Below are 18,518 nucleotides of genomic sequence, written 5' to 3' on the forward strand. Positions count from 1 at the left end.
TTGGCCCGATATGACACAAATTCATGCAAATTGTGTCGCGCTTGGCCCGCATGCCATCTTGTTGCGCGGGCCATCCGGCAGCGGCAAATCCAACCTTGCACTGCGGCTTATCCGTGCTGGTGGGCGATTGGTTTCTGATGACCGGACCGATCTTTCGGCTCAGGACGGAAAACTGATTGCAACATCGCCGGCAATGATTGCCCGATTGTGTGAAGTTCGCGGGATTGGTATCGTCCGCGGGCTTGCCTATCAGGGGGCGGGTGATGTGCGTGTTATATTTGATCTGGTGGCCGATCCAGCCGAAATAGAACGGATGCCTGATCCGCAATCAGAAGCGTTTTGTGGTATTTCGATTCCATCCTGGAAAATCTGGCCATTTGATATGGCGATCAAGGCCAAGATTGAAACAGCCTTGGCCTTGGCAACAGGTGAGATGCAGCTTGAAACATGACTGATGCAGATGCAATAGCTCAAAAGCAGCCTGATGATACATCGGGCAATACACGGCTTGTGCTGGTGACCGGTGTATCGGGTGCCGGGCGGACGACGTCGTTGAAAATCTTTGAAGATTTCGGCTTTGATGCGGTGGATAACCTGCCGCTTCGGTTGCTTCCGGCATTGTTAACTGGTGGAACGGACCTTGATCAGCCCTTGGCGATCGGGCTTGATATTCGCACGCGCGATTTTGGCGTGGATCAGTTTGTCGGGTTCGTCACCGAATTGCGCAAGCAGCCGGGTGTTAATCCGATGGTGGTTTTTGTGGATGCCGAAACCGGTATTTTGCAGCGCCGTTTTACCGAAACGCGCCGCCCGCATCCGCTTACCCATGATCGGCCGCTGGTGGATGCGATTGAACATGAAAAACGCCTGATGGCGCCGATTGCCGCGACAGCAGATATGATTATCGATACGTCGCGTTTGAAAGCGACCGAGCTTCGCAAGATCCTTCAGGATCAATTTGCCATCGGCGAAAAAGATGCCATGGCGGTGTTTGTTAAAAGCTTTTCGTTCCGTCAGGGGCTGCCTGGTGAAGCCGACCTTGTTTTTGACGTTCGTTTTCTGCGCAACCCGCATTATGATCCCGAGCTTCGTTTGCTGACCGGGCTTGATGACCGGGTTGGCGACTACATAAAAAAAGATCAGGATTTCGCCGGTTTCTTTGATCGGTTAAAAGCCCTGATTGGCCCGGTCCTGCCGCGTTATGCGCAGGAAGGGAAAAGTTATCTGACCATCGCGGTCGGTTGTACGGGCGGTCAGCATCGTTCCGTTTATATCGCACGCATGCTAAACGACTGGATTGCCGATCTGGGATATGATGTTCATCTCAGCCATCGCGACAAGCCAGATGAACCGAAATCGGGGGAGTGATTTGATGGAGAAGACTGCATGATCGGGATGGTGCTCGTCACCCATGGCGATCTCGCGAAGGAATTCGTATCGGCTTTGCAACACGTTGTCGGCGAACAGGAAAATATCGCCGCCGTTTGCATCGGGCCGGACGACGACATGGAACAACGCCGTGCCGATATCCTCGCCAGTGTCGAAGCTGTTGATGATGGCAAGGGCGTTGTGCTTTTGACCGACATGTTTGGCGGTACGCCGTCAAATCTGGCCATTTCCATTATGGAACAGGCCAATGTTGAAGTTATCGCAGGGGTTAATTTACCTTTGTTGATCAAACTGGCTTCGGTGCGCATCGATGGCTCGTTGGCCGAAACGGTCAATGCGGCACAGGAAGCGGGCCGGAAATATATCAACGTGGCCTCGCGCTTGTTAAGCGGCGAGGAATAAAACAAAAATAGAAGGCCGGGTGGTCCGGGGATGGCCCGGGCCTTTGAAAGCGGACCGGCGGGGACAGAAATGGCGCAAACGGAAAAGCGGATCGTCACCATCAGCAATCAGCGTGGATTGCACGCGCGGGCGGCGGCAAAATTTGTTAAACTGGCGGGCGAATTCGAATCGCGCATCATGGTGCGCAATCGCGGTACAGAAGTATCGGGTGTGTCGATTATGGGTTTGATGATGCTTGCCGCATCGACCGGCACGGAAATCGAGATCGAAGCATCCGGATCTGACGCCAAAAAGGCAATTAATGCCTTGAACGAACTTGTCGATGCCAAGTTCCACGAAGAATGAAGACATAACGTCCAAGACAATCACGCATGAAATACCTGCGACTGCGGAATAGGTTTGCAAGTTATATCAAAAGATCAGACTCCAACCGATGATCAATCGCCAAACGGCCGCCGGGTCATTACCGGGCTTGGGGCCTCGGGCGGGATTGTGATTGGCCGGGCCTTTGTTTTGGACCGGCAATATATTGATGTTAGTCGCAAACAAATTCAGCCTGCCAATATCCCTGATGAAACCGAACGCCTGCATAAAGGCGTTGCCGAAAGTATTGAACAACTTAAACGGTTGAAATCGCAATCGGCGAATGTTGGTGGGGCGGCGTCAGAAGAACTTGGTTTTCTGATGGATGCCTATGTGCATATGCTGACGCAATCGCGGCTTGTGCGCGGGGCCGAGGAACTGATCAAAACGCGGAACATGAATGCGGTTCACGCGGTCAGTGAAGTCATCGACGAAATCGCCAATCAGTTTTCCGGTATTGATGATCGATATATTGCCGCGCGCGCATCCGACATCCGCGAGGTTGGCCTGCGTCTGATGCGCTGCCTGCTGGGTGAAACCGACCGCGCATTTGAAACGGCGGCCAAGGGCACCATTTTGATTGCCGAAGAAGTCAGCCCGGCCGATATGGCCCGGTTCCAGCCCGGACAGGTGTCTGCCTTTGTCACCGCCCTTGGCGGGGCCGAAGGCCATACTGCGATTATGGCCCGCTCGTTGGGTATTCCGGCCATTCTGGGGGCTGCGGATATTATTCGCGGGATTTCGGGCGGTGATGTGATCATTGTCGACGGGGGGCGTGGTGAAGCCATCTTGCGCCCGACCGATGATGACCTTGCCCATTATACGCAACGTCGCGAAGACTGGCTGGCAGCCCGGGCCAAGCTGGCAAGTTTGCGCGATGTGCCCTCGGCCACGCGCGATGGCGTTGAAATTGATCTGCATGCCAATATCGAATTGCCCATCGAATTGGCGGCGGCATTGGAAAATGGCGCGACCGGCATCGGGCTTTTGCGCAGCGAGTTCATGTTTATGAACAAGGACTATCTGCCAGACGAAGACGAACAATACGCCGAATTGGCCGATATCGTTACCCGGATGGAGGGCAAGCCGGTGACGATCCGCACCCTTGATATTGGCGGGGAAAAGCTTGCGGTGGCGCTACAGGCAGAAATGGGGTCTGGTCCAAATCCGGCGCTGGGGTTGCGCGGTATTCGGTTGTCGTTACGCAAACCGGAATTGCTTGAAGCCCAAATGGCGGCAATCCTGCGCGTATCTTTGCTGGGGCCGGTCCGGGTTCTGATCCCGATGGTGGTCAGCGTCCATGAAATGAGCCGGGCGCGCCAGATTTACCAATCTGTTGCCAAGCGTCTGCGTGAGCAAGGTCATGCCATTCCCGATGAATTGCCGCCTTTGGGCGCAATGATTGAAATTCCCGCCGCCGCGCTGACCATTGATGCCTTGGCGCGCGAAAGCGATTTCTTTGCCATCGGGACCAACGATCTGACGCAATATACATTGGCGATTGACCGGACCGACGATCAGGTGGCGGGGCTTTACGATCCGCTGCATCCATCGGTTTTGCGCCTGATCCGCGATGTGATCAAAACGTCATGCGAACGCAATATCCCGATTAGCGTCTGTGGCGAGATGGCCGGTGATCCGCGCTATACACCACTTTTCATTGGCTTTGGCCTGCGCAATTTATCAATGTCATCGGTCAGTTTGCTTCCGGTCAAACAACGTCTGCGCCGCCTTGATACCCGCAATTCCGAACAACAGGCCGCGCGCGTGATGGAACAATGGGATTCGGCGCGTATCGCCATGATGCTGGACGATTTCAACGATCTTGCTTGAATTCGGACGTATAGACCCAAAATCATCGAATACGGACGCGCTTGGTCAAGGTCGGCTGTGAAATGCTGCGCGTGGCCCTTGGTGTATTGAAAATTCATCGAAGAAAAGACTTGAAATCCATATAAAGAAATCTTTATATGTCTTCCAACGCGATGGGGAAACCGTCGCACCAGAATTCTTTGGCGTATCTGCAAGATCGATGGGTCTGCACTTGCGCTGTTTTTGTTTGATTGGAGACGACATGTCCAACTTTACCGATTGCAAGGTCGCAGACACCTCGTTGGCCGCTTGGGGCCGCAAGGAAATCGCGATTGCTGAAACTGAAATGCCGGGCCTGATGGCGCTGCGCGAAGAATATGGCGCGACCAAGCCGCTTGCTGGCGCGCGTATCATCGGTTGCCTGCACATGACCATTCAGACCGCCGTTCTGATTGAAACCCTGACCGCACTTGGCGCAGAAGTTCGCTGGTCGTCATGCAACATCTTCTCGACCCAGGATCAGGCTGCTGCGGCGATTGCTGTTACCGGCGTTCCTGTCTTTGCCTGGAAAGGCGAGACCGAGGAAGAATTCTGGTGGTGCATCGAACAGACCATTACCGGCCCGAATGGCTGGAAACCGAACCTTATTCTTGATGATGGCGGTGACGTCACCCAGTTGATCCACGAAAAATACCCGGAACTTCTTGAAGACATCAAAGGTCTTTCCGAAGAAACCACCACCGGTGTGCACCGCCTTTACGAAATGGCGAAAAAAGGCACGCTTAAGGTTCCGGCGATTAACGTCAATGACTCGGTCACCAAATCGAAATTCGACAACCTTTATGGTTGCCGCGAAAGCTTGGTCGATGGCATCAAACGCGCAACCGACGTGATGGTTGCCGGTAAAATCGGTGTTGTTGCCGGTTTTGGGGATGTTGGCAAAGGGTCGGCTGCATCGCTGCGCAGCCAGGGTGCCCGCGTTCTTGTGACTGAAATCGATCCGATTTGTGCGCTTCAGGCCGCGATGGAAGGTTACGAAGTCACCACGATGGAAGACGCCGCACCGGTTGGCGATATCTTTGTTACCACCACGGGCAATATCGACATCATCACCATCGACCATATGCGTGCGATGAAAGACCGGGCAATTGTGTGCAACATCGGTCACTTCGATTCCGAAATTCAAATCGGTTCGCTGAAGAATTTCAAATGGGAAAACGTCAAGCCGCAGGTTGACGAAGTTGTCTTCCCGGATGGCAAACGTCTGATCGTTCTGGCCGAAGGCCGTCTGGTCAATCTTGGTTGTGCCACCGGTCATCCGAGCTTTGTGATGTCGGCTTCCTTTACCAATCAGGTGCTGGCCCAGATCGAGCTTTGGAAGAACTTTGCGAACTACGAAAACAAGGTTTATGTCCTGCCGAAACACCTTGATGAGAAAGTTGCCGCTTTGCATCTTGACCGTCTTGGCGTGAAACTGACCAAGCTTAGCAAAGAGCAGGCTGATTACATCAGCGTGCCGCAGGTTGGTCCGTTCAAGCCGGATCACTATCGCTACTAAGCTGTATTGAGCTTTGCATCAAAGCCGGTCCGTTTGTTCGGGCCGGCTTTTTTGTGTTTGGGGCCTTGCGAGTTCAGGTTAAAAAGGCCGTCATCCGGAACAAGGACAAATATCATGCCCCAGATTGAAATCGAATATTCCGCCAATCTGCCGATTGTCGAACAGTTGCGGGCACTGGCAATCAGTTTGCACCGCGAAATTGCTGTCGCAGCCGATGCCGAACCGGCCAGCTTTAAAACCCGTCTGTCGCCGCTTGAAAATGTCGTGATTGCCGATGGCGGGCCGCATCATGGCATGGTGCATTTGGATGTGCGGTTGCTATCCGGGCGTTCTGATGATGTGAAATACGAAGTTGGGCGTATTGCGCTTGAAACATTGCGGGTGCATTTGGAAAATCTGGTCGGTGACTATGCGGTTCAGTTTTCCGTCGAAGTCCACGACCTTGACCGGGCGAATTATCACAAGCATGTCACCACGCGCGGATAATCAATTACATCAAAAGTGCTTCATGGATCGGGTGATCGGGGCCGTAACGATCATTCATCAGTTTGATCAACTCGCGCGAGAATTGTTTGCCCGCATCAAGTAACGACCTTAGTTCTTTGTCGGTGCGGTCATTCGGGCCGACCTTTTCAAGCCGTTTGCGAACGTCCGGATCGCTGAGTTCACGCAGGAACCGGTCATATAGTTCAAGTGCGGGCAGGCTTTTATCGCCAAAGACGGTTTGAACGCGGATAATTGGCGGAAGCTGTAAAAGTTCCGATAATTTTGCCCGTTTCCCAACGTAATCACGGTCAGCGGTTTCAGCCGCCGCGATTATACCGCCAAAATAAAGCATTTTTCGCGAAAAGACGAGCTTAAGCCGCCGGGGGGCCCATGCCTTGCGGGCATCGCCTTCGCGGGTTTTGATTTCGAAATCGACGCTGATGGTGCGGTAATAACGGATGACGTCATTGACCAGAAAACGCGCAATCGATTCCCGTGTGACGGTTTCGGTCACGTAGTTGGCGATCAATTCGTCAAAAAAGGCCCGTTTGCCGGTTTCATTATAAAGCCATTCGCATTCCAGCAAAAACAGCAGGCGACGCGTGGTAATCGAATTGGTATCGCCATCAAGCCCGATGCGGTTGACCAGTTCTTCGGCCGGGACATAAGACGAAAACGGACCATCGATTGCGGCCTTTTTGGTGACCATGCCCTCTAGAATTTCGGAAACGGCCTGATGCGGGGCCAGATCGCGATCGACCTCGCGCCCGATGATGAAATAATCCAGATCGGATTGTTCCGATGCCTCGTGACGGCCAAACGACCCGGTCACAACCACGCAAAAGGCGCTGCCATGCAACTGATCGGAAAGTGCGTTCCGCATTTCAGCCAGCCGGGCAGCGGTATAGTTCTGATTGGTTGTGATGGTTGCTGGTAACAAGATTGGTCCGGTTCCGTCTGGATTCCCCAAGGTTTCCAGTATCGGCCTAAAGCCCAAAGATTAAAACCGGGTTTATAAGCGAAACATGCATAGATCGGCACGGGATCGGTCAATTGGCACATAATTGCCATGAGTTGCCAGTAAAACGGCCTTAAAAGCGGGCAAGGCTTGGCCAATCATCGAATATCGGGGCCATTTGCCACAAAATGTCCCCGTTTGGAAATCACGCCAGATGACGGAGAAGTCCGATCAAAAATTTTCATCGCACCCTGCTTGCCATTCCGCTGCTTGGCCTGATGGCGACACCTGTTCTTGCCCAGTCCCCGGATCAGACCTCGCCCGAGGAAATGAAGGATATGGCCCCGGATGTTTTGCGCGACGGGATCGAAAATCGTCATCCATCGGCCTATTATATTCTGGCAGCCAAGCTGTTTAACGATGGCAAACGTGATGATGCCGTGTTCTGGTTCTATACCGGGCAGTTGCGGTTTCGCACGCTTTTGGGCTGTAAGCCCGATCTTGCCCCGGATCGGGACCCGGCATTGTTCGCATCCCTGAATGAAACGGTCGGTCGGCCGTTAAATAGTTATGCCTTTGGTGACGTCAATGCGCTTGGCGGCATGATCGGGGGCGTTCTGGAATGGGATGGCGAACATCCCAACGGATATGTTGCAAAGTCCGAATGTGAACAAACCATCACGGCCGAACGTGCCGGACTGGGCGAGTTGCGAAATATGATCACCGAGAAGGCAGATGAAATTCGCAAGCAACGCGCAGAAAACGGTTTGGAAAATCGTTAAGGCAAATTCCATGGAAAATGGATGACAGGTGATCGATATGCAATTATTGATTGAATTTCTTGAAATTCAAGTCTCAGTTAGGGCGCATAATGATCAGAACCGCTCGCCTGTTGCTTCGGCAACCACACCTGTCTGATCTTGAATTCGTTTGCGACCTGTTTGGCCGTGCGCAAATGGTGGCGCACCGCCCAGATCCGACACCCGAGGATCGGGAGACATGCACCAACCGGCTGCTGCGCGATATCGGGCATTGGGAACAGCACGGTTTCGGGCGGTGGGCTGTGGAGAATGATAGTGAGTTGATTGGATTTGGTGGTGTCACTGTGTCTGAACATTTTACCGGATTGAACTTGTCCTATCACGTTCACCCGGCATTCTGGGGGGCCGGTTATGCGACCGAAGTTGCGGGTGCCGCCTTTGATACATTGGGTGCCCAACGGGTCATTGGTTTGGCGCATCCTTCAAATCCCGCTTCACAAAGAGTCCTTTGCCGGGCGGGGCTGCGTTTCGAGCGAACCACAGAATTGCGCGGAGCAGAGGTTGCCTTGTTCGCCTGTTCGGCCAATGTTGTTTGATGGCAGCGATATTGACGCTATGTCTGTGAACGCGATAGCGTCGGGGCGATGCTGCCCGGTTCCGGGTGGTACTGCCCCACATATCCATAGAAAGATTTCCCATGGAAATTTCCAATCTTCCGTTCGGGACAACCGACTGGTCGTCGATTGCCCAGACCGAGCATTCAGGTGATCGCGGAAAGGCGTTGTGGCGCACGCAACAATTCGGGCCGATCCGGGTGCGTATGGTGACTTATACGCCGGGCTATCTTGCCGATCACTGGTGCAAAAAGGGTCATATCCTGTTGTGCCTGGAAGGCGAGCTGGTGACGGAACTTGAAGATGGCCGGGTGTTTACCCTTAAACCCGGTATGAGTTATCAGGTTGCAGATAACGCCGAGGCGCATCGGTCATCGACCGATCCGGGTGCGACATTGTTTGTCGTCGACTGAAAACGGCCTATCGGGCGGTTCGGGTTTGTACCAGACCGCCCGATACCTTTTGGCTAGACTTTGCCTGTGGCGGCGACTCGTTGCTGCCGTTTGCGGATTTGCAGAACCAGCGCCAGAAAGGTTAAAGCCACAAGGGCGATGCCATATCCTTCGGCTGTTCTGATAAGGCCCCAGATGGATACCAGTTTGCCCGCCAGAAGGGCCGGAATGCAGAACGACAGATAGGACATCACATAGAATGCCGCCATCAGGCCGCCGCGCTCGTGCGGTTCTGCGCGTGGCAGAAGAGTTCGGATCGATCCAAGAAAGGTCGCGCCAAACCCGAATCCCGCCAAGATTGACCCCGCCAAAAAGACCCAAAGCATGCCGAGCCCAATGCCGAGCACCAAAACAATAATGCCAAGCGTTTGGATGAAAGTTCCCGCAAGCAGTGTTTCAGCCGGTTGGCGTTTTTGGGCAATCAGAACGGAAACCGCCCCGGATAACATCAGACAGGCAACCGCAAAACCGCCTGCAAGCGAAGATGGTGCATCGGTTGCGCGTGCGATTACGGATGGCGCAAGGGACAGATAAAACCCGCCAAGTGCCCATGCGCTGCCATTGGCTGGTGCAATTTCGAGCATGGTTGCGCGCGCGGTTTCGGGGACGAAGACCCGTGGTGTCAGCGATTTCAGAATGCCGGGGCGGCGTGTGGCCGTTTCGGGCAATCCCCAAAGTAAAAGGGCGAGAACCACCATCACCAACAGCATGGCGAGATAGCTTAGATGCAGGGGAGATGGCCCGTATTCGACCAGAATGCCTGTGATCACGGCACCACTGGCCAAGCCAAGCAGTGGGGCGATGGCATTGGTGATCGGGCCTTTGTGGTGATCGTTGTCAAATAACGCAGCACCAAGGACAGCGGTTGCAATGCCGGTGGCAAATCCCTGAATGGCTCTGGCGATCAGCAAGGTTTGAACGTCTTTGGCGATCAGGAAGAAAACCATCGCGACGATTTCAAACACAAGGGCCGTAAAAATAACCGGTTTGCGGCCGATATAATCAGATGCCGACCCGAATATAAGCAGAGAAATCAACAGGGTCAGAACATAGACCGCAAAGACAGCCGTCAGCATCGAGGCCGAGAAATGCCAGCTTTGCTGATATAGCTGATACATGGGTGTCGGGGCGGATGCGGCGGCAGTAAAGATGACAATGACAAGAGCCAGAAACCATCTGGCGGGGGTGTTTGTTGCGGGGGGCGAAGGCGCGTGCATGGGAGCGCTCCTTAAAGCGAATAATTTGCGTTTAATGCAGTTTGCGCGAAGAACTCGCTTAACGCAAATAATTTGTGTTAAGGTCCGTTTTATGAAAGTCCACAAAGGCATAAGAACCGGCGGTCGAAGTGCGCGCGTGCAAAAAGCAGTCCATGAAGCTGTTCATGCGCTTTTGTCGACCCATGACCGCGACAGCCTTACAGTTCCAATGGTCGCCCAGATGTCGGGTGTAACCCCATCAACGATTTACCGTCGCTGGGGTGATTTGCCGTCCTTGTTGGCGGATGTGGCACTGGATCGCATGCGACCCGATGAAGACCCGGTGGATACGGGGTCGCTTGATTCCGATCTTAAACAGTTTGCCGAAGCCTATCTGGATGAAACCGGTTCTGAACTGGGGACGGCAATGTTGCGTGATGTTGTCGCATCTGGCGATAATGGGACGACGATGCGCTGTGCAGATATCGCGCGGTGTCGTCTGGCGGTAATTGTTGAACGTGCAAAAGAACGCGGGCAACCAGCCCCCACGGTTGATCAACTGGTTGATGGCATCATTGCGCCGATGACCTATCGCATTTTGTTTGATCGGCAGCCGCCAACCACGGATGCGCTTTTCGCCATGGTTGACCGGTGCCTGTTGCGCCATACCACCGGCATCAGCGAAGCTGGGCAGGGGTAATCTGCTTTGCCGCGAATGGTCAGCCCAGATAGATCTGGCTGGCTGGATAGGAAATCCGTGGCGAAATGCGCCGGGCCAGAAAGAAGCCAAGTGTAAGCGGGCCAACCCGGCCGATAAACATCGTTACCCCGATGACAATCTGGCCCAAGGTATCGAGTTCCCCGGTCGTGCCACGTGAAAGCCCAACCGTGCCAAAGGCGGAGGTCACTTCAAACACGAGGTCGAGAAAATCGCCATCGTGGGAAATGGTGATCAGGAATATGCTGCTCATGATGACGAAGATCGACATCATCGTCAGGGCAAGTACCTTCATGATTTCTTCGAGTTTGATGCTGCGACCAAAGGCGCGTAACTGGTTATGGCGTTTGAAAAAGGCAATGGTTGCGAGAACCAGCACGATGAATGTGGTGACCTTGATCCCGCCGCCGGTCGATGTGCTGCCGGCCCCGATAACCATCATCAAAATGAACATCAATGCGGTGGAGTCGTGGATGGCAGCGATATTGACGGTGTTAAATCCGGCGGTACGGGTGGTCAGACCTTGAAACCAGCTGATTTGCAGCTTGTCCCAGGGATTGTCAAAGGCACCAAGCGTTTCGGGATTGGACCATTCAAGGGCGGCAAACAGCGTCACCGACCAGACGATCAGAATGGCAGTACCGGTCAGCATTATTTTACTGTGCAGGGATAGATGGCGCCAGCCGCGATGGATCGACAGATCGGAAATGACACTGAACCCGATGCCGCCGATCAGAAGAAGTGCCGGGATTGTAAAGTTGATTATCGGGTTGGTCGCCCAGCGGCTCAGACTATCGGGCATCAGGGCAAAGCCTGCGTTGTTAAAGGCCGATACTGAATGAAACACCGAAAACCATATTCCCTTTGCCCAGCCGAAATCAGGCACAAACACGGTTAATAACAGGATGCCGCCGATCAGTTCGCAGACCAGCACAACCGACAGGATGGTTTTGATCAGGCCAACAAGCAGATGGATTGATGTCTGGTTAAGGTCTTCGCGCAGGATATTGTGATGACGCAGCCCGATCGGCAGGCCAAGAACGGATAGGACAAGGGCGGCAAAGGTCATCAGGCCCAGCCCGCCAAGCTGGATCAGGATCAGGATGATAATTTGACCAAACAGGGTAAAACTTGATCCGGTATCAACCACGGCCAGCCCGGTGACCGTGACGGCCGAGGTTGCCGTGAACAGGGCATCGGAAAAGGTGATGGATTTGGTGACCGAAACCGGCAGGAAAAGGATTGCCGCCCCGATCATGATCAGGGCCAGATACAGGATCGCCAGCAAAAGGGGCGGCGGGATCCTGATCGGTTTGCCAAGCCGGTTTGGAAAATAGAACTGCATGCGTCAGACGCCGTCGCTAAAGTCACGCAGATTTTCGCGGCGACCCAGGATCAGGATTTTATCATTTTCGGCCATTGTGACCGATCCGGTTTGACAATCAATGAAATCGGTTCCGCGCAAAATGCCAAGACAGCGCAGGTCATGGGATGCTGCAAGATCAAGTGATTCGACAGTTTTCCCCGCCAAATCATCGGGCACCAGCATATTGATAACATGCATGCCGTTGCCCAGACTAAGATAGTCGCGCACGGCTGGGTTATGCAGTTTTTGGGCAATATGCTGACCGATTTCCTGTTCGGGAAGGATGATCCGGTCGGGTTCAAGCTTGGTCAGGATACGGTGGTGGGTTTTGTTGATCGCCTTGACCCAGACGGTTTTCACGCCGAGCATTTTGACATTCATGGTGCACAGAAGATTGGCTTCCAGATTGTCGCCAATCGCGATCAGGGCAACGTCATATTTGTCGACCCCTACCTCGCGCAGGACTTCTTCGTCCCGGCCGTCGGCAATGATGGCTTCGGACAGGATATCGGAAAGGGCGGCGACAGGTTTTTCATCAATGTCGATGCCCATGACATGATTGCCATTGCGCGCAAGGTCGGTTGCGACGGTGCTGCCAACAGTTCCAAGTCCGATGATGACGAATGTCCGGTTACGTTTCTTGGGCATATTGGCGGCTCCTGATTGAGATGGATGACCGAATGGGGCAACTTTTGGCGACTACTGCCTTGACCGACGGGCAAGCATATCAGTCAAACAGGCTTGCCGCAGCAGCCTGTTGTGCTAGGTCGGTCAGATTGCCGACACGGCGCAGGAACGAGTTTTTTTCCTCGTAATAGCGGTTGCCAAGATCGGCAAAGCTTTTGACATCGGCATCGGCATTGATGTGGAATTCGCGCTTGGGCACTTTGGTGGCATGGGGATCCATAAGGGCGGCGCTGATTTTTGGATCAATAACCTCGGCAACACCGTCAAGTTCAATCCGGCTTTTCAGGCTGAACAGGAATTTCTTGAAGGTCGGATGACGCAGCAAAAACGCTTTTTCGGTCAGCAGGAAATCATTGGCGGCAAAGTCCGGGGCGTTTTCAACAACGAATTCGCGGCACAGATGATCGGTGGCGAAACACATCGGTCCGAAAATGAAGTTGCGATAGATGTCTTCTTTAAGCTGCCAGAATTTATCCAGCCGTTTAAGCGATTCGTCATCAAGTTTTACCGCGGCCTCAAGCAAAAGACGTGGATGGCAATGGACATAATGCGAATGAACATAGGTTTTGGTGCGGCTGATGCCTTCGAGTGTGTCGATATTGACCGGACCGGACAGAAGGCTGGCATGGGGATGGGTCGATTTTTTTGACAGAAGGGCAATGACTTCGGCCGGATCGACACCATGTTTGACCAGAAGATGATTGACCGACAGATCAAGTTCGACTTCGCCGGTGATGATTTTTTCGGTCAGTTGATGATGGTTTAAGTCAAAGCGGCGGGCAAATTCCGGTTCCAGCGTATGGGAAAACGGCCCATGGCCAATATCATGCAACAGGGCCGCGGCCCCCAAAAGGTCGCGATCGGCATCCGAAAGCCCCATCAGGCGGCAATATTGCTGTGACAGCAGGGCAACGCCAATGGTGTGATCATATCGGGAATGGCGGATATTGGCCGGGCGTCCATTGGGATGGAACAGGTAATCAATCGCGCCAAGAAAGGATATTTCGCGCAGGCGTTCAAACGCATGCGACGCAATCAGCTTTTTATGCAAGGGCCGGTCAAAGGCCGATGCGATCTGGGCGCGTTTGAAATGATAGTTGTATTGCGGGGCATCGCGAAACAGCAATTCCCATTCGGCGATGTCATCGGCACTGAAACTGGTATCGAAAAGGTCGCGCATTTCCGGTCCCGCCGGTTTGGAGGCGGCAGATTCCTTTTGCGGCGTGGCTGGTTTCGATGCCACGCGGGGTGCAAAAAGGTCTAGCTGCGGTTTGGGACTCATTTTTGGAATGACGAGATCATTGTAAATGTTGTTTCGACAATAGCGCAGACATAGCCCGATTTGAGGTATATGTCATCGCGGATTTTCCCGCGATGACGGGCATTCGTAAGGGTATCGGGAAAACGTCGTGAAACAGTGGTAAAAGGCAGACGTTTTCACCATAATAATAGCTCATAAACACAAACGGTTAACAACACGTGACACGGCCTGCATCCGATCATCACAGGGGAAAAGGACCAATTGGTTCCCAAAAGGGGGGGCCAAGCCAATTTTCCTTGTCCAGATTGTGGCAGGTGGGATGCTATGGCCTGACATCGTTTTTCATCGCGGCCGATGTGCATGCACAGGAAAAGTTCCAGCTTTCCCCGGTGCGCGAAGCCGTGCCCGACCTGGTTCCGCCGATTGTGGATCATTCCATTTTGGGAAATCTGGTCGATCTGAGCAACCGGGACTGGTTGGTGGTTGGGCTGGCCGCCCTTGGCGGGGCGGCGATTGCCGGGGGGATTGGATGGCGGTTATCGTTGCGGATGCGTCGCCATTTGGAAGAGGCGGAAGATCACGAATCCGAGCTGGCCGACAGTACCGAACAATTTACCCATCTGTTATATGCCGGACCCGACCCGGTTTATTATTGGAGCCAGACAGGCTTTGCCGAGGGTGCAAGCCCGTCGCTTAAGCGCGCATTCCTTTTGGGAAAAGACGGGCGGTTTCCCGATATACTCGATCAGTTGCGCGACGATGATGCCAAGGCCCTTAAGGATCGTGTGCGGAACCTTAAATCCACGCATGAACGCTTTGAACTTTGGATCATGGCCGTTGATGGCCGCAAATTCCATGTGACCGGCACGATGGCACGCAAGGATCGAAATTCACCGGTTCTGGCGCATGCCCTTTGGTTTCGGGATGAAACCCGTCATACCCGTGAACGTGAAAGCCAGTTTGGCGATTTCACCTTGCTTAAGCACGAGGTCAGTGGCCTGCGTCTTTTGATCGATAGCTTACCATTTCCGGTTTGGCGCCGTGATGGCGATTTGCGTTTGATTGATTGCAATGTCGCCTATGCGCGTGCCCTTGAACTTGAAGACAGGGATGATGCCATTTCCCGACAGGCGGAACTGGGAAGCGGGGTTATCCCCGATCATGGCAAGTCACTTGCCGCAGCAGCGCTGCGCAACGGCGAAACCATGACGCGCGATTATCATATTGTGGTCAAGGGCGACCGGAAGCTTTTGCGCATTACCGAATGTCCGTCGCAAACCCCCGAAGATCTGGATGGTTTGATCGGCTTTGCCATTGACTGTACCGCGACCGAGGAATTGCAATCTGATCTGTCGCGCCACATCCGGGCCCATGCCGAAGTACTGGAAAACCTTGGTACTGCGATTGCCATTTATGGCGGCGACAAACGGCTTATCTTCTTTAATACCGCCTTTACCAAACTTTGGGATCTGGACGAGGATTGGTTATGGGCCGAGCCATCGCTTGACGATGTTCTGCGCCGGATGCGCGATGAACGCAAGTTGCCCGAAGTCACCGATTTTAATCAGTTCCGCAGCATCGAAAATCAGCGATTTACCGATCTTTTGAAACCTGAAGAAGATCTGATGCATCTGCCCAATGGCATGACATTGCGGCGGTTCATTTCGCCCCATCCCTTTGGCGGGTTGATGTTTGCCTATGAAGACGTCACCGACAAGCTGGTCCTTGAAAGCAGCTATAACACCCTGATTGCGGTTCAGCGTGAAACGCTTGAAAATCTGCACGAAGCGGTTGGCGTGATCAGTGGTGATGGTCGTTTGCGGCTTTATAACCACGGATTTGCCGATATCTGGGGGCTGGAAGACGTTTTCTTGTCTGGCGCCCCCCATATTGCCGAAGTGATCGAGGAAGCCCGAGATTACTGGCATGAGCGCGACGATTGGGAAAAATTCAAAAACCGTATGGTTGCGCGCATCACCAATCATGAACCGATGAGCGGCCGTCTGGAACGTGCAGATAACAGCATTATCGATTTTGCCATTGTGCCACTGCCCGATGGGGCGGTGATGATGTCTTATAGCGATGTGACCGATACCATCCGCGTTGAACGCGCCCTTCGCGATCGCAACGAGGCGCTTCGCACGGCGGATCAGATGAAGTCGGACTTCATTTCAACGGTGTCGCGCGAATTGACCCGGCCACTGGATCATATCAATGGCGAATCGGATCGGTTGATCCCGCATTTGCAGGGCAATGTCGCGCAATCGGTCGAAACCATTCGGGCCGAGGCCCAAAGTATGCTGGCCCTTGTTGATGATATGCGCGATCTGGCAACACTTGGATCGGGGCAGGTCGCCCTTGAACTCGATACGGTTGATCCACGGCGGTTGTTACGGTCGCTCGAAGCCTTAACCCGGGCGCGTCTGGCCGAACTTAACGTGTCACTTCGGCTTTATTGTTCGCGCAATATTGGTTGGATGGTGGCCGATGAACGCCGCCTGAAACAGGCCTTGTTTATCCTTGTCACCAACGTCCTGCGCACAGCCCCGGAAGGCAGCGAAGTTTCGGTGGTGGCGCGTCGGCGTGGCGAGGATATTGATATCAGTATCTCGTTGTCGGACGAGACTCCGCAACCGATGTTATTCGAAGGTTTGCGAGAAGGCGAAAGCCCATCGGCGCGACGTGCCCTTGGCATGGCGATGGTGCGCGCCGTGGTTGAAATCCACGGTGGCCGGGTCAAGGTCAGCCGTGATGGTCACGAAATTTCCTGTATCTTGCCGGCGGGCGAAGAAAGCGATCTGGAATAGAACAAGGCGCCAGATACAGCGCCTTGTTCTTTTGTATTTGGCCGGTTAGCGATTGTTTAAACGCAAAACGGGACGTCCTTGCCCTGGGTAAAGGCATCGATGTTATCAAGGGCGCGGAACCCCATGGCATTGCGTGTTTCCACGGTCGCCGATCCCAGATGCGGTAACAGGAAGGTATTGGGAAGGTCACGATAAGCCGGTTCGATATTGGGCTCGCCCGCAAAAACATCCAGTCCGGCAGCGGTCAGTTTCCCCGATTTCAAAGCGGCAATCAGATCACCATCATTGACCACATCACCGCGTGCGGTATTTACGATAATCGCCCCATTGGGCAATTTGGCGATGAAGTCGGTGTTGACCATGCCACGCGTTTCCGGCGTCGAGGGGCAATGCAGTGACAGGAACTGACAATGGGGCAGCAATTCATCGATGGATGAATGATAGGTCGCGCCGAATTCCTGATCTTTGGGTAATTGGCGGCGATTAAAATAATGAACGTCCATGTCAAAACCACGCGCACGTTTGGCAACGGCCTGACCAATGCGGCCCATGCCGATAATGCCAAGCTTTTTACCTGTGACCTGTGTGCCCATCAGATGGGTCGGGCGCCAGCTTGACCAAGTCGCATTGCGGACTTCGGCCTCGCCCTCGCTGGCGCGGCGCGCAGCACCAAGGATCAAAAGCCAGGCAATATCGGCGGTTGCATCGGTCAGGACACCCGGTGTATTGCCGATGATGACGCCTTTGGCTTTGGCAGCGCCAAGATCAATGTGATCGGTTCCGACTGAGAAGGTCGCAACAATGCCGACCTTTTTGGGCAGGGCATCAAAAAACGCTGCATCAATCGGATCACCAACGGAAACAAGGGCGGCATCCGCGTCCTTACACAGATCAAGAATTTGATCGCGCGATAGCGGTTCATCCCCGTCTTGCATGCGTAAATCATAGCTTTCGCGCGCGCGTTTTTCGACGGCATCCGGCAGGCGTCTGGTGATGGCGAGGACCGGTTTCATTTTGATATTCTCCCTGACGTTTTTGATTTATTTGACTTTTTATCAGAATAGCTGACCAAGGGCCAAGCGAATGCCAATCGTCGTTATCACCAGTGACAACAGGAAATCAGCCGCGACAATTGCCCCGGCTGTCACGGCCGGGACGGCAAGTGTCAGTTTTGCAATATAGACCCCGTAAACCAGCATCGCGATGACGGCAACCAGCACAAACCCGCCAGCCCCCAATCCGGGGAAAGCCGCACCAAGGAACAGTGCGATCAGATAGACCCCCATCTGCAAGACGCTTGACCAGTTATAGACCGTGATAAAGGCGATATACCGATTGGCCCGGTCGATCATTGGCGCGACATGAAGCATCAGAAGCGGAAAGGCGAACCATTTCATCACATAGGCGATGGTTTCGATGATCATATAGCGCCCGACGGGGAAATCGTCCGGCGCGCTTCCAAGGTCGTGCCAGCGCAAAAGCGCAAAGGCCGGAAAAACGATGAATGCGGCAAGAAAAGATCGCCAGAATGCATCAATTGAATATTCAAAAAAGGCGAGGCCCTTGGCATCGCCGCGCGCAATGCGCCAAGTGCCATAAAGGGCACGGAGGGTTTCAGTCGACATGGTCATTGGTGGCGGTCGTTCCAGACAAAAAAGGGCGATTAGGGCAAAGCCGTTTAGATCGGA

The 18,518-nt window shown here is 53.7% G+C and carries 19 protein-coding genes; 12 read left to right on the forward strand and 7 right to left on the reverse strand.

The genetic code is table 11. The features are described from left to right. Positions 1-10 precede the first annotated feature (10 nt). The 7 genes from TALK_RS02540 (at position 11) to TALK_RS02570 (ending at position 6,010) form a co-directional block, all read left to right on the forward strand. Positions 11-451 (forward strand): HPr kinase/phosphorylase, encoded by a 441-nt coding sequence (locus TALK_RS02540; RefSeq protein ID WP_085615483.1) that lies wholly within the window; start codon positions 11-13, stop codon positions 449-451. Next, the gene (gene rapZ, locus TALK_RS02545; RefSeq protein ID WP_085615485.1) at positions 448-1,368 is read left to right on the forward strand and encodes an RNase adapter RapZ; all 921 of its coding nucleotides are present in this window, start codon (positions 448-450) and stop codon (positions 1,366-1,368) included. The genes TALK_RS02540 and rapZ overlap by 4 nt, the downstream gene beginning before the upstream one ends. 18 nt (positions 1,369-1,386) lie before the next feature. After that, positions 1,387-1,791 carry a PTS sugar transporter subunit IIA gene (locus TALK_RS02550; RefSeq protein ID WP_085615487.1) on the forward strand — a complete coding sequence of 135 codons (405 nt, stop codon included), beginning with the start codon at positions 1,387-1,389 and terminating at the stop codon, positions 1,789-1,791. Between the two features lie 69 nt (positions 1,792-1,860). Further along, a complete protein-coding gene (locus TALK_RS02555; RefSeq protein WP_085615750.1) occupies positions 1,861-2,136 on the forward strand; it encodes an HPr family phosphocarrier protein in 276 nt (91 codons plus the stop codon). 54 nt (positions 2,137-2,190) lie between these two features. Continuing rightward, positions 2,191-3,987, forward strand: a complete 1,797-nt coding sequence (gene ptsP / locus TALK_RS02560) for a phosphoenolpyruvate--protein phosphotransferase (RefSeq protein WP_085615489.1) — start codon at positions 2,191-2,193, stop codon at positions 3,985-3,987. A gap of 241 nt (positions 3,988-4,228) precedes the next feature. After that, positions 4,229-5,524 (forward strand): adenosylhomocysteinase, encoded by a 1,296-nt coding sequence (gene ahcY, locus TALK_RS02565; protein WP_085615752.1) that lies wholly within the window; start codon positions 4,229-4,231, stop codon positions 5,522-5,524. A gap of 114 nt (positions 5,525-5,638) precedes the next feature. Further along, on the forward strand, positions 5,639-6,010 hold the full coding sequence (locus tag TALK_RS02570; RefSeq protein ID WP_085615491.1) for a 5-carboxymethyl-2-hydroxymuconate Delta-isomerase: 372 nt from the start codon (positions 5,639-5,641) through the stop codon (positions 6,008-6,010). A 4-nt stretch (positions 6,011-6,014) separates the two neighbouring features. Here TALK_RS02570 and TALK_RS02575 read toward each other — a convergent pair whose 3' ends face one another. Continuing rightward, positions 6,015-6,950, reverse strand: a complete 936-nt coding sequence (locus tag TALK_RS02575; RefSeq protein ID WP_085615493.1) for a DUF294 nucleotidyltransferase-like domain-containing protein — start codon at positions 6,948-6,950, stop codon at positions 6,015-6,017. Between the two features lie 296 nt (positions 6,951-7,246). Here TALK_RS02575 and TALK_RS02580 point away from each other — a divergent pair, with 296 nt between their 5' ends. The 3 genes from TALK_RS02580 to TALK_RS02590 all read left to right on the forward strand — a co-directional run bounded on the left by TALK_RS02580 (position 7,247) and on the right by TALK_RS02590 (position 8,756). After that, on the forward strand, positions 7,247-7,750 hold the full coding sequence (locus tag TALK_RS02580; protein ID WP_139833694.1) for a hypothetical protein: 504 nt from the start codon (positions 7,247-7,249) through the stop codon (positions 7,748-7,750). 89 nt (positions 7,751-7,839) lie between these two features. Beyond that, positions 7,840-8,325, forward strand: a complete 486-nt coding sequence (locus TALK_RS02585) for a GNAT family N-acetyltransferase (RefSeq protein ID WP_085615497.1) — start codon at positions 7,840-7,842, stop codon at positions 8,323-8,325. A 101-nt stretch (positions 8,326-8,426) separates the two neighbouring features. Beyond that, complete coding sequence (locus TALK_RS02590; protein WP_085615499.1) at positions 8,427-8,756, forward strand: DHCW motif cupin fold protein; 330 nt, start codon at positions 8,427-8,429, stop codon at positions 8,754-8,756. 53 nt (positions 8,757-8,809) lie between these two features. On the opposite strand, the gene TALK_RS02595 is transcribed toward TALK_RS02590, so the two are convergent. Further along, positions 8,810-10,012, reverse strand: a complete 1,203-nt coding sequence (locus TALK_RS02595; protein WP_085615501.1) for an MFS transporter — start codon at positions 10,010-10,012, stop codon at positions 8,810-8,812. A 136-nt stretch (positions 10,013-10,148) separates the two neighbouring features. Here TALK_RS02595 and TALK_RS02600 point away from each other — a divergent pair, with 136 nt between their 5' ends. Further along, the gene (locus TALK_RS02600) at positions 10,149-10,691 is read left to right on the forward strand and encodes a TetR-like C-terminal domain-containing protein (RefSeq protein WP_211274755.1); all 543 of its coding nucleotides are present in this window, start codon (positions 10,149-10,151) and stop codon (positions 10,689-10,691) included. A gap of 19 nt (positions 10,692-10,710) precedes the next feature. Here TALK_RS02600 and TALK_RS02605 read toward each other — a convergent pair whose 3' ends face one another. From TALK_RS02605 to TALK_RS02615, 3 genes are all read right to left on the reverse strand, one after another. After that, the gene (locus TALK_RS02605) at positions 10,711-12,054 is read right to left on the reverse strand and encodes a TrkH family potassium uptake protein (RefSeq protein WP_211274756.1); all 1,344 of its coding nucleotides are present in this window, start codon (positions 12,052-12,054) and stop codon (positions 10,711-10,713) included. A gap of 3 nt (positions 12,055-12,057) precedes the next feature. Then, positions 12,058-12,723 carry a potassium channel family protein gene (locus TALK_RS02610; protein WP_085615505.1) on the reverse strand — a complete coding sequence of 222 codons (666 nt, stop codon included), beginning with the start codon at positions 12,721-12,723 and terminating at the stop codon, positions 12,058-12,060. A 79-nt stretch (positions 12,724-12,802) separates the two neighbouring features. Further along, positions 12,803-13,942 carry an HD domain-containing protein gene (locus TALK_RS02615; RefSeq protein ID WP_245829636.1) on the reverse strand — a complete coding sequence of 380 codons (1,140 nt, stop codon included), beginning with the start codon at positions 13,940-13,942 and terminating at the stop codon, positions 12,803-12,805. Positions 13,943-14,319: 377 nt separating this feature from the next. Between TALK_RS02615 and TALK_RS02620 the strand changes: the two genes are divergently transcribed. Next, entirely contained in the window at positions 14,320-16,830 is a 2,511-nt protein-coding gene (locus TALK_RS02620; RefSeq protein ID WP_085615509.1) for a PAS domain-containing sensor histidine kinase, read from the forward strand. Positions 16,831-16,886: 56 nt separating this feature from the next. On the opposite strand, the gene TALK_RS02625 is transcribed toward TALK_RS02620, so the two are convergent. Together TALK_RS02625 and TALK_RS02630 are read right to left on the reverse strand one after the other, a co-directional pair. Continuing rightward, a complete protein-coding gene (locus TALK_RS02625; RefSeq protein ID WP_085615511.1) occupies positions 16,887-17,843 on the reverse strand; it encodes a 2-hydroxyacid dehydrogenase in 957 nt (318 codons plus the stop codon). A gap of 42 nt (positions 17,844-17,885) precedes the next feature. Further along, positions 17,886-18,461: a hypothetical protein gene (locus TALK_RS02630; RefSeq protein WP_085615513.1), complete on the reverse strand. Its 576-nt coding sequence runs from the start codon at positions 18,459-18,461 to the stop codon at positions 17,886-17,888. Between the last annotated feature and the right edge of the window lie 57 nt (positions 18,462-18,518).

It is taken from the genome of Thalassospira alkalitolerans, from assembly GCF_002115745.1.
GTDB lineage: Bacteria > Pseudomonadota > Alphaproteobacteria > Rhodospirillales > Thalassospiraceae > Thalassospira > Thalassospira alkalitolerans.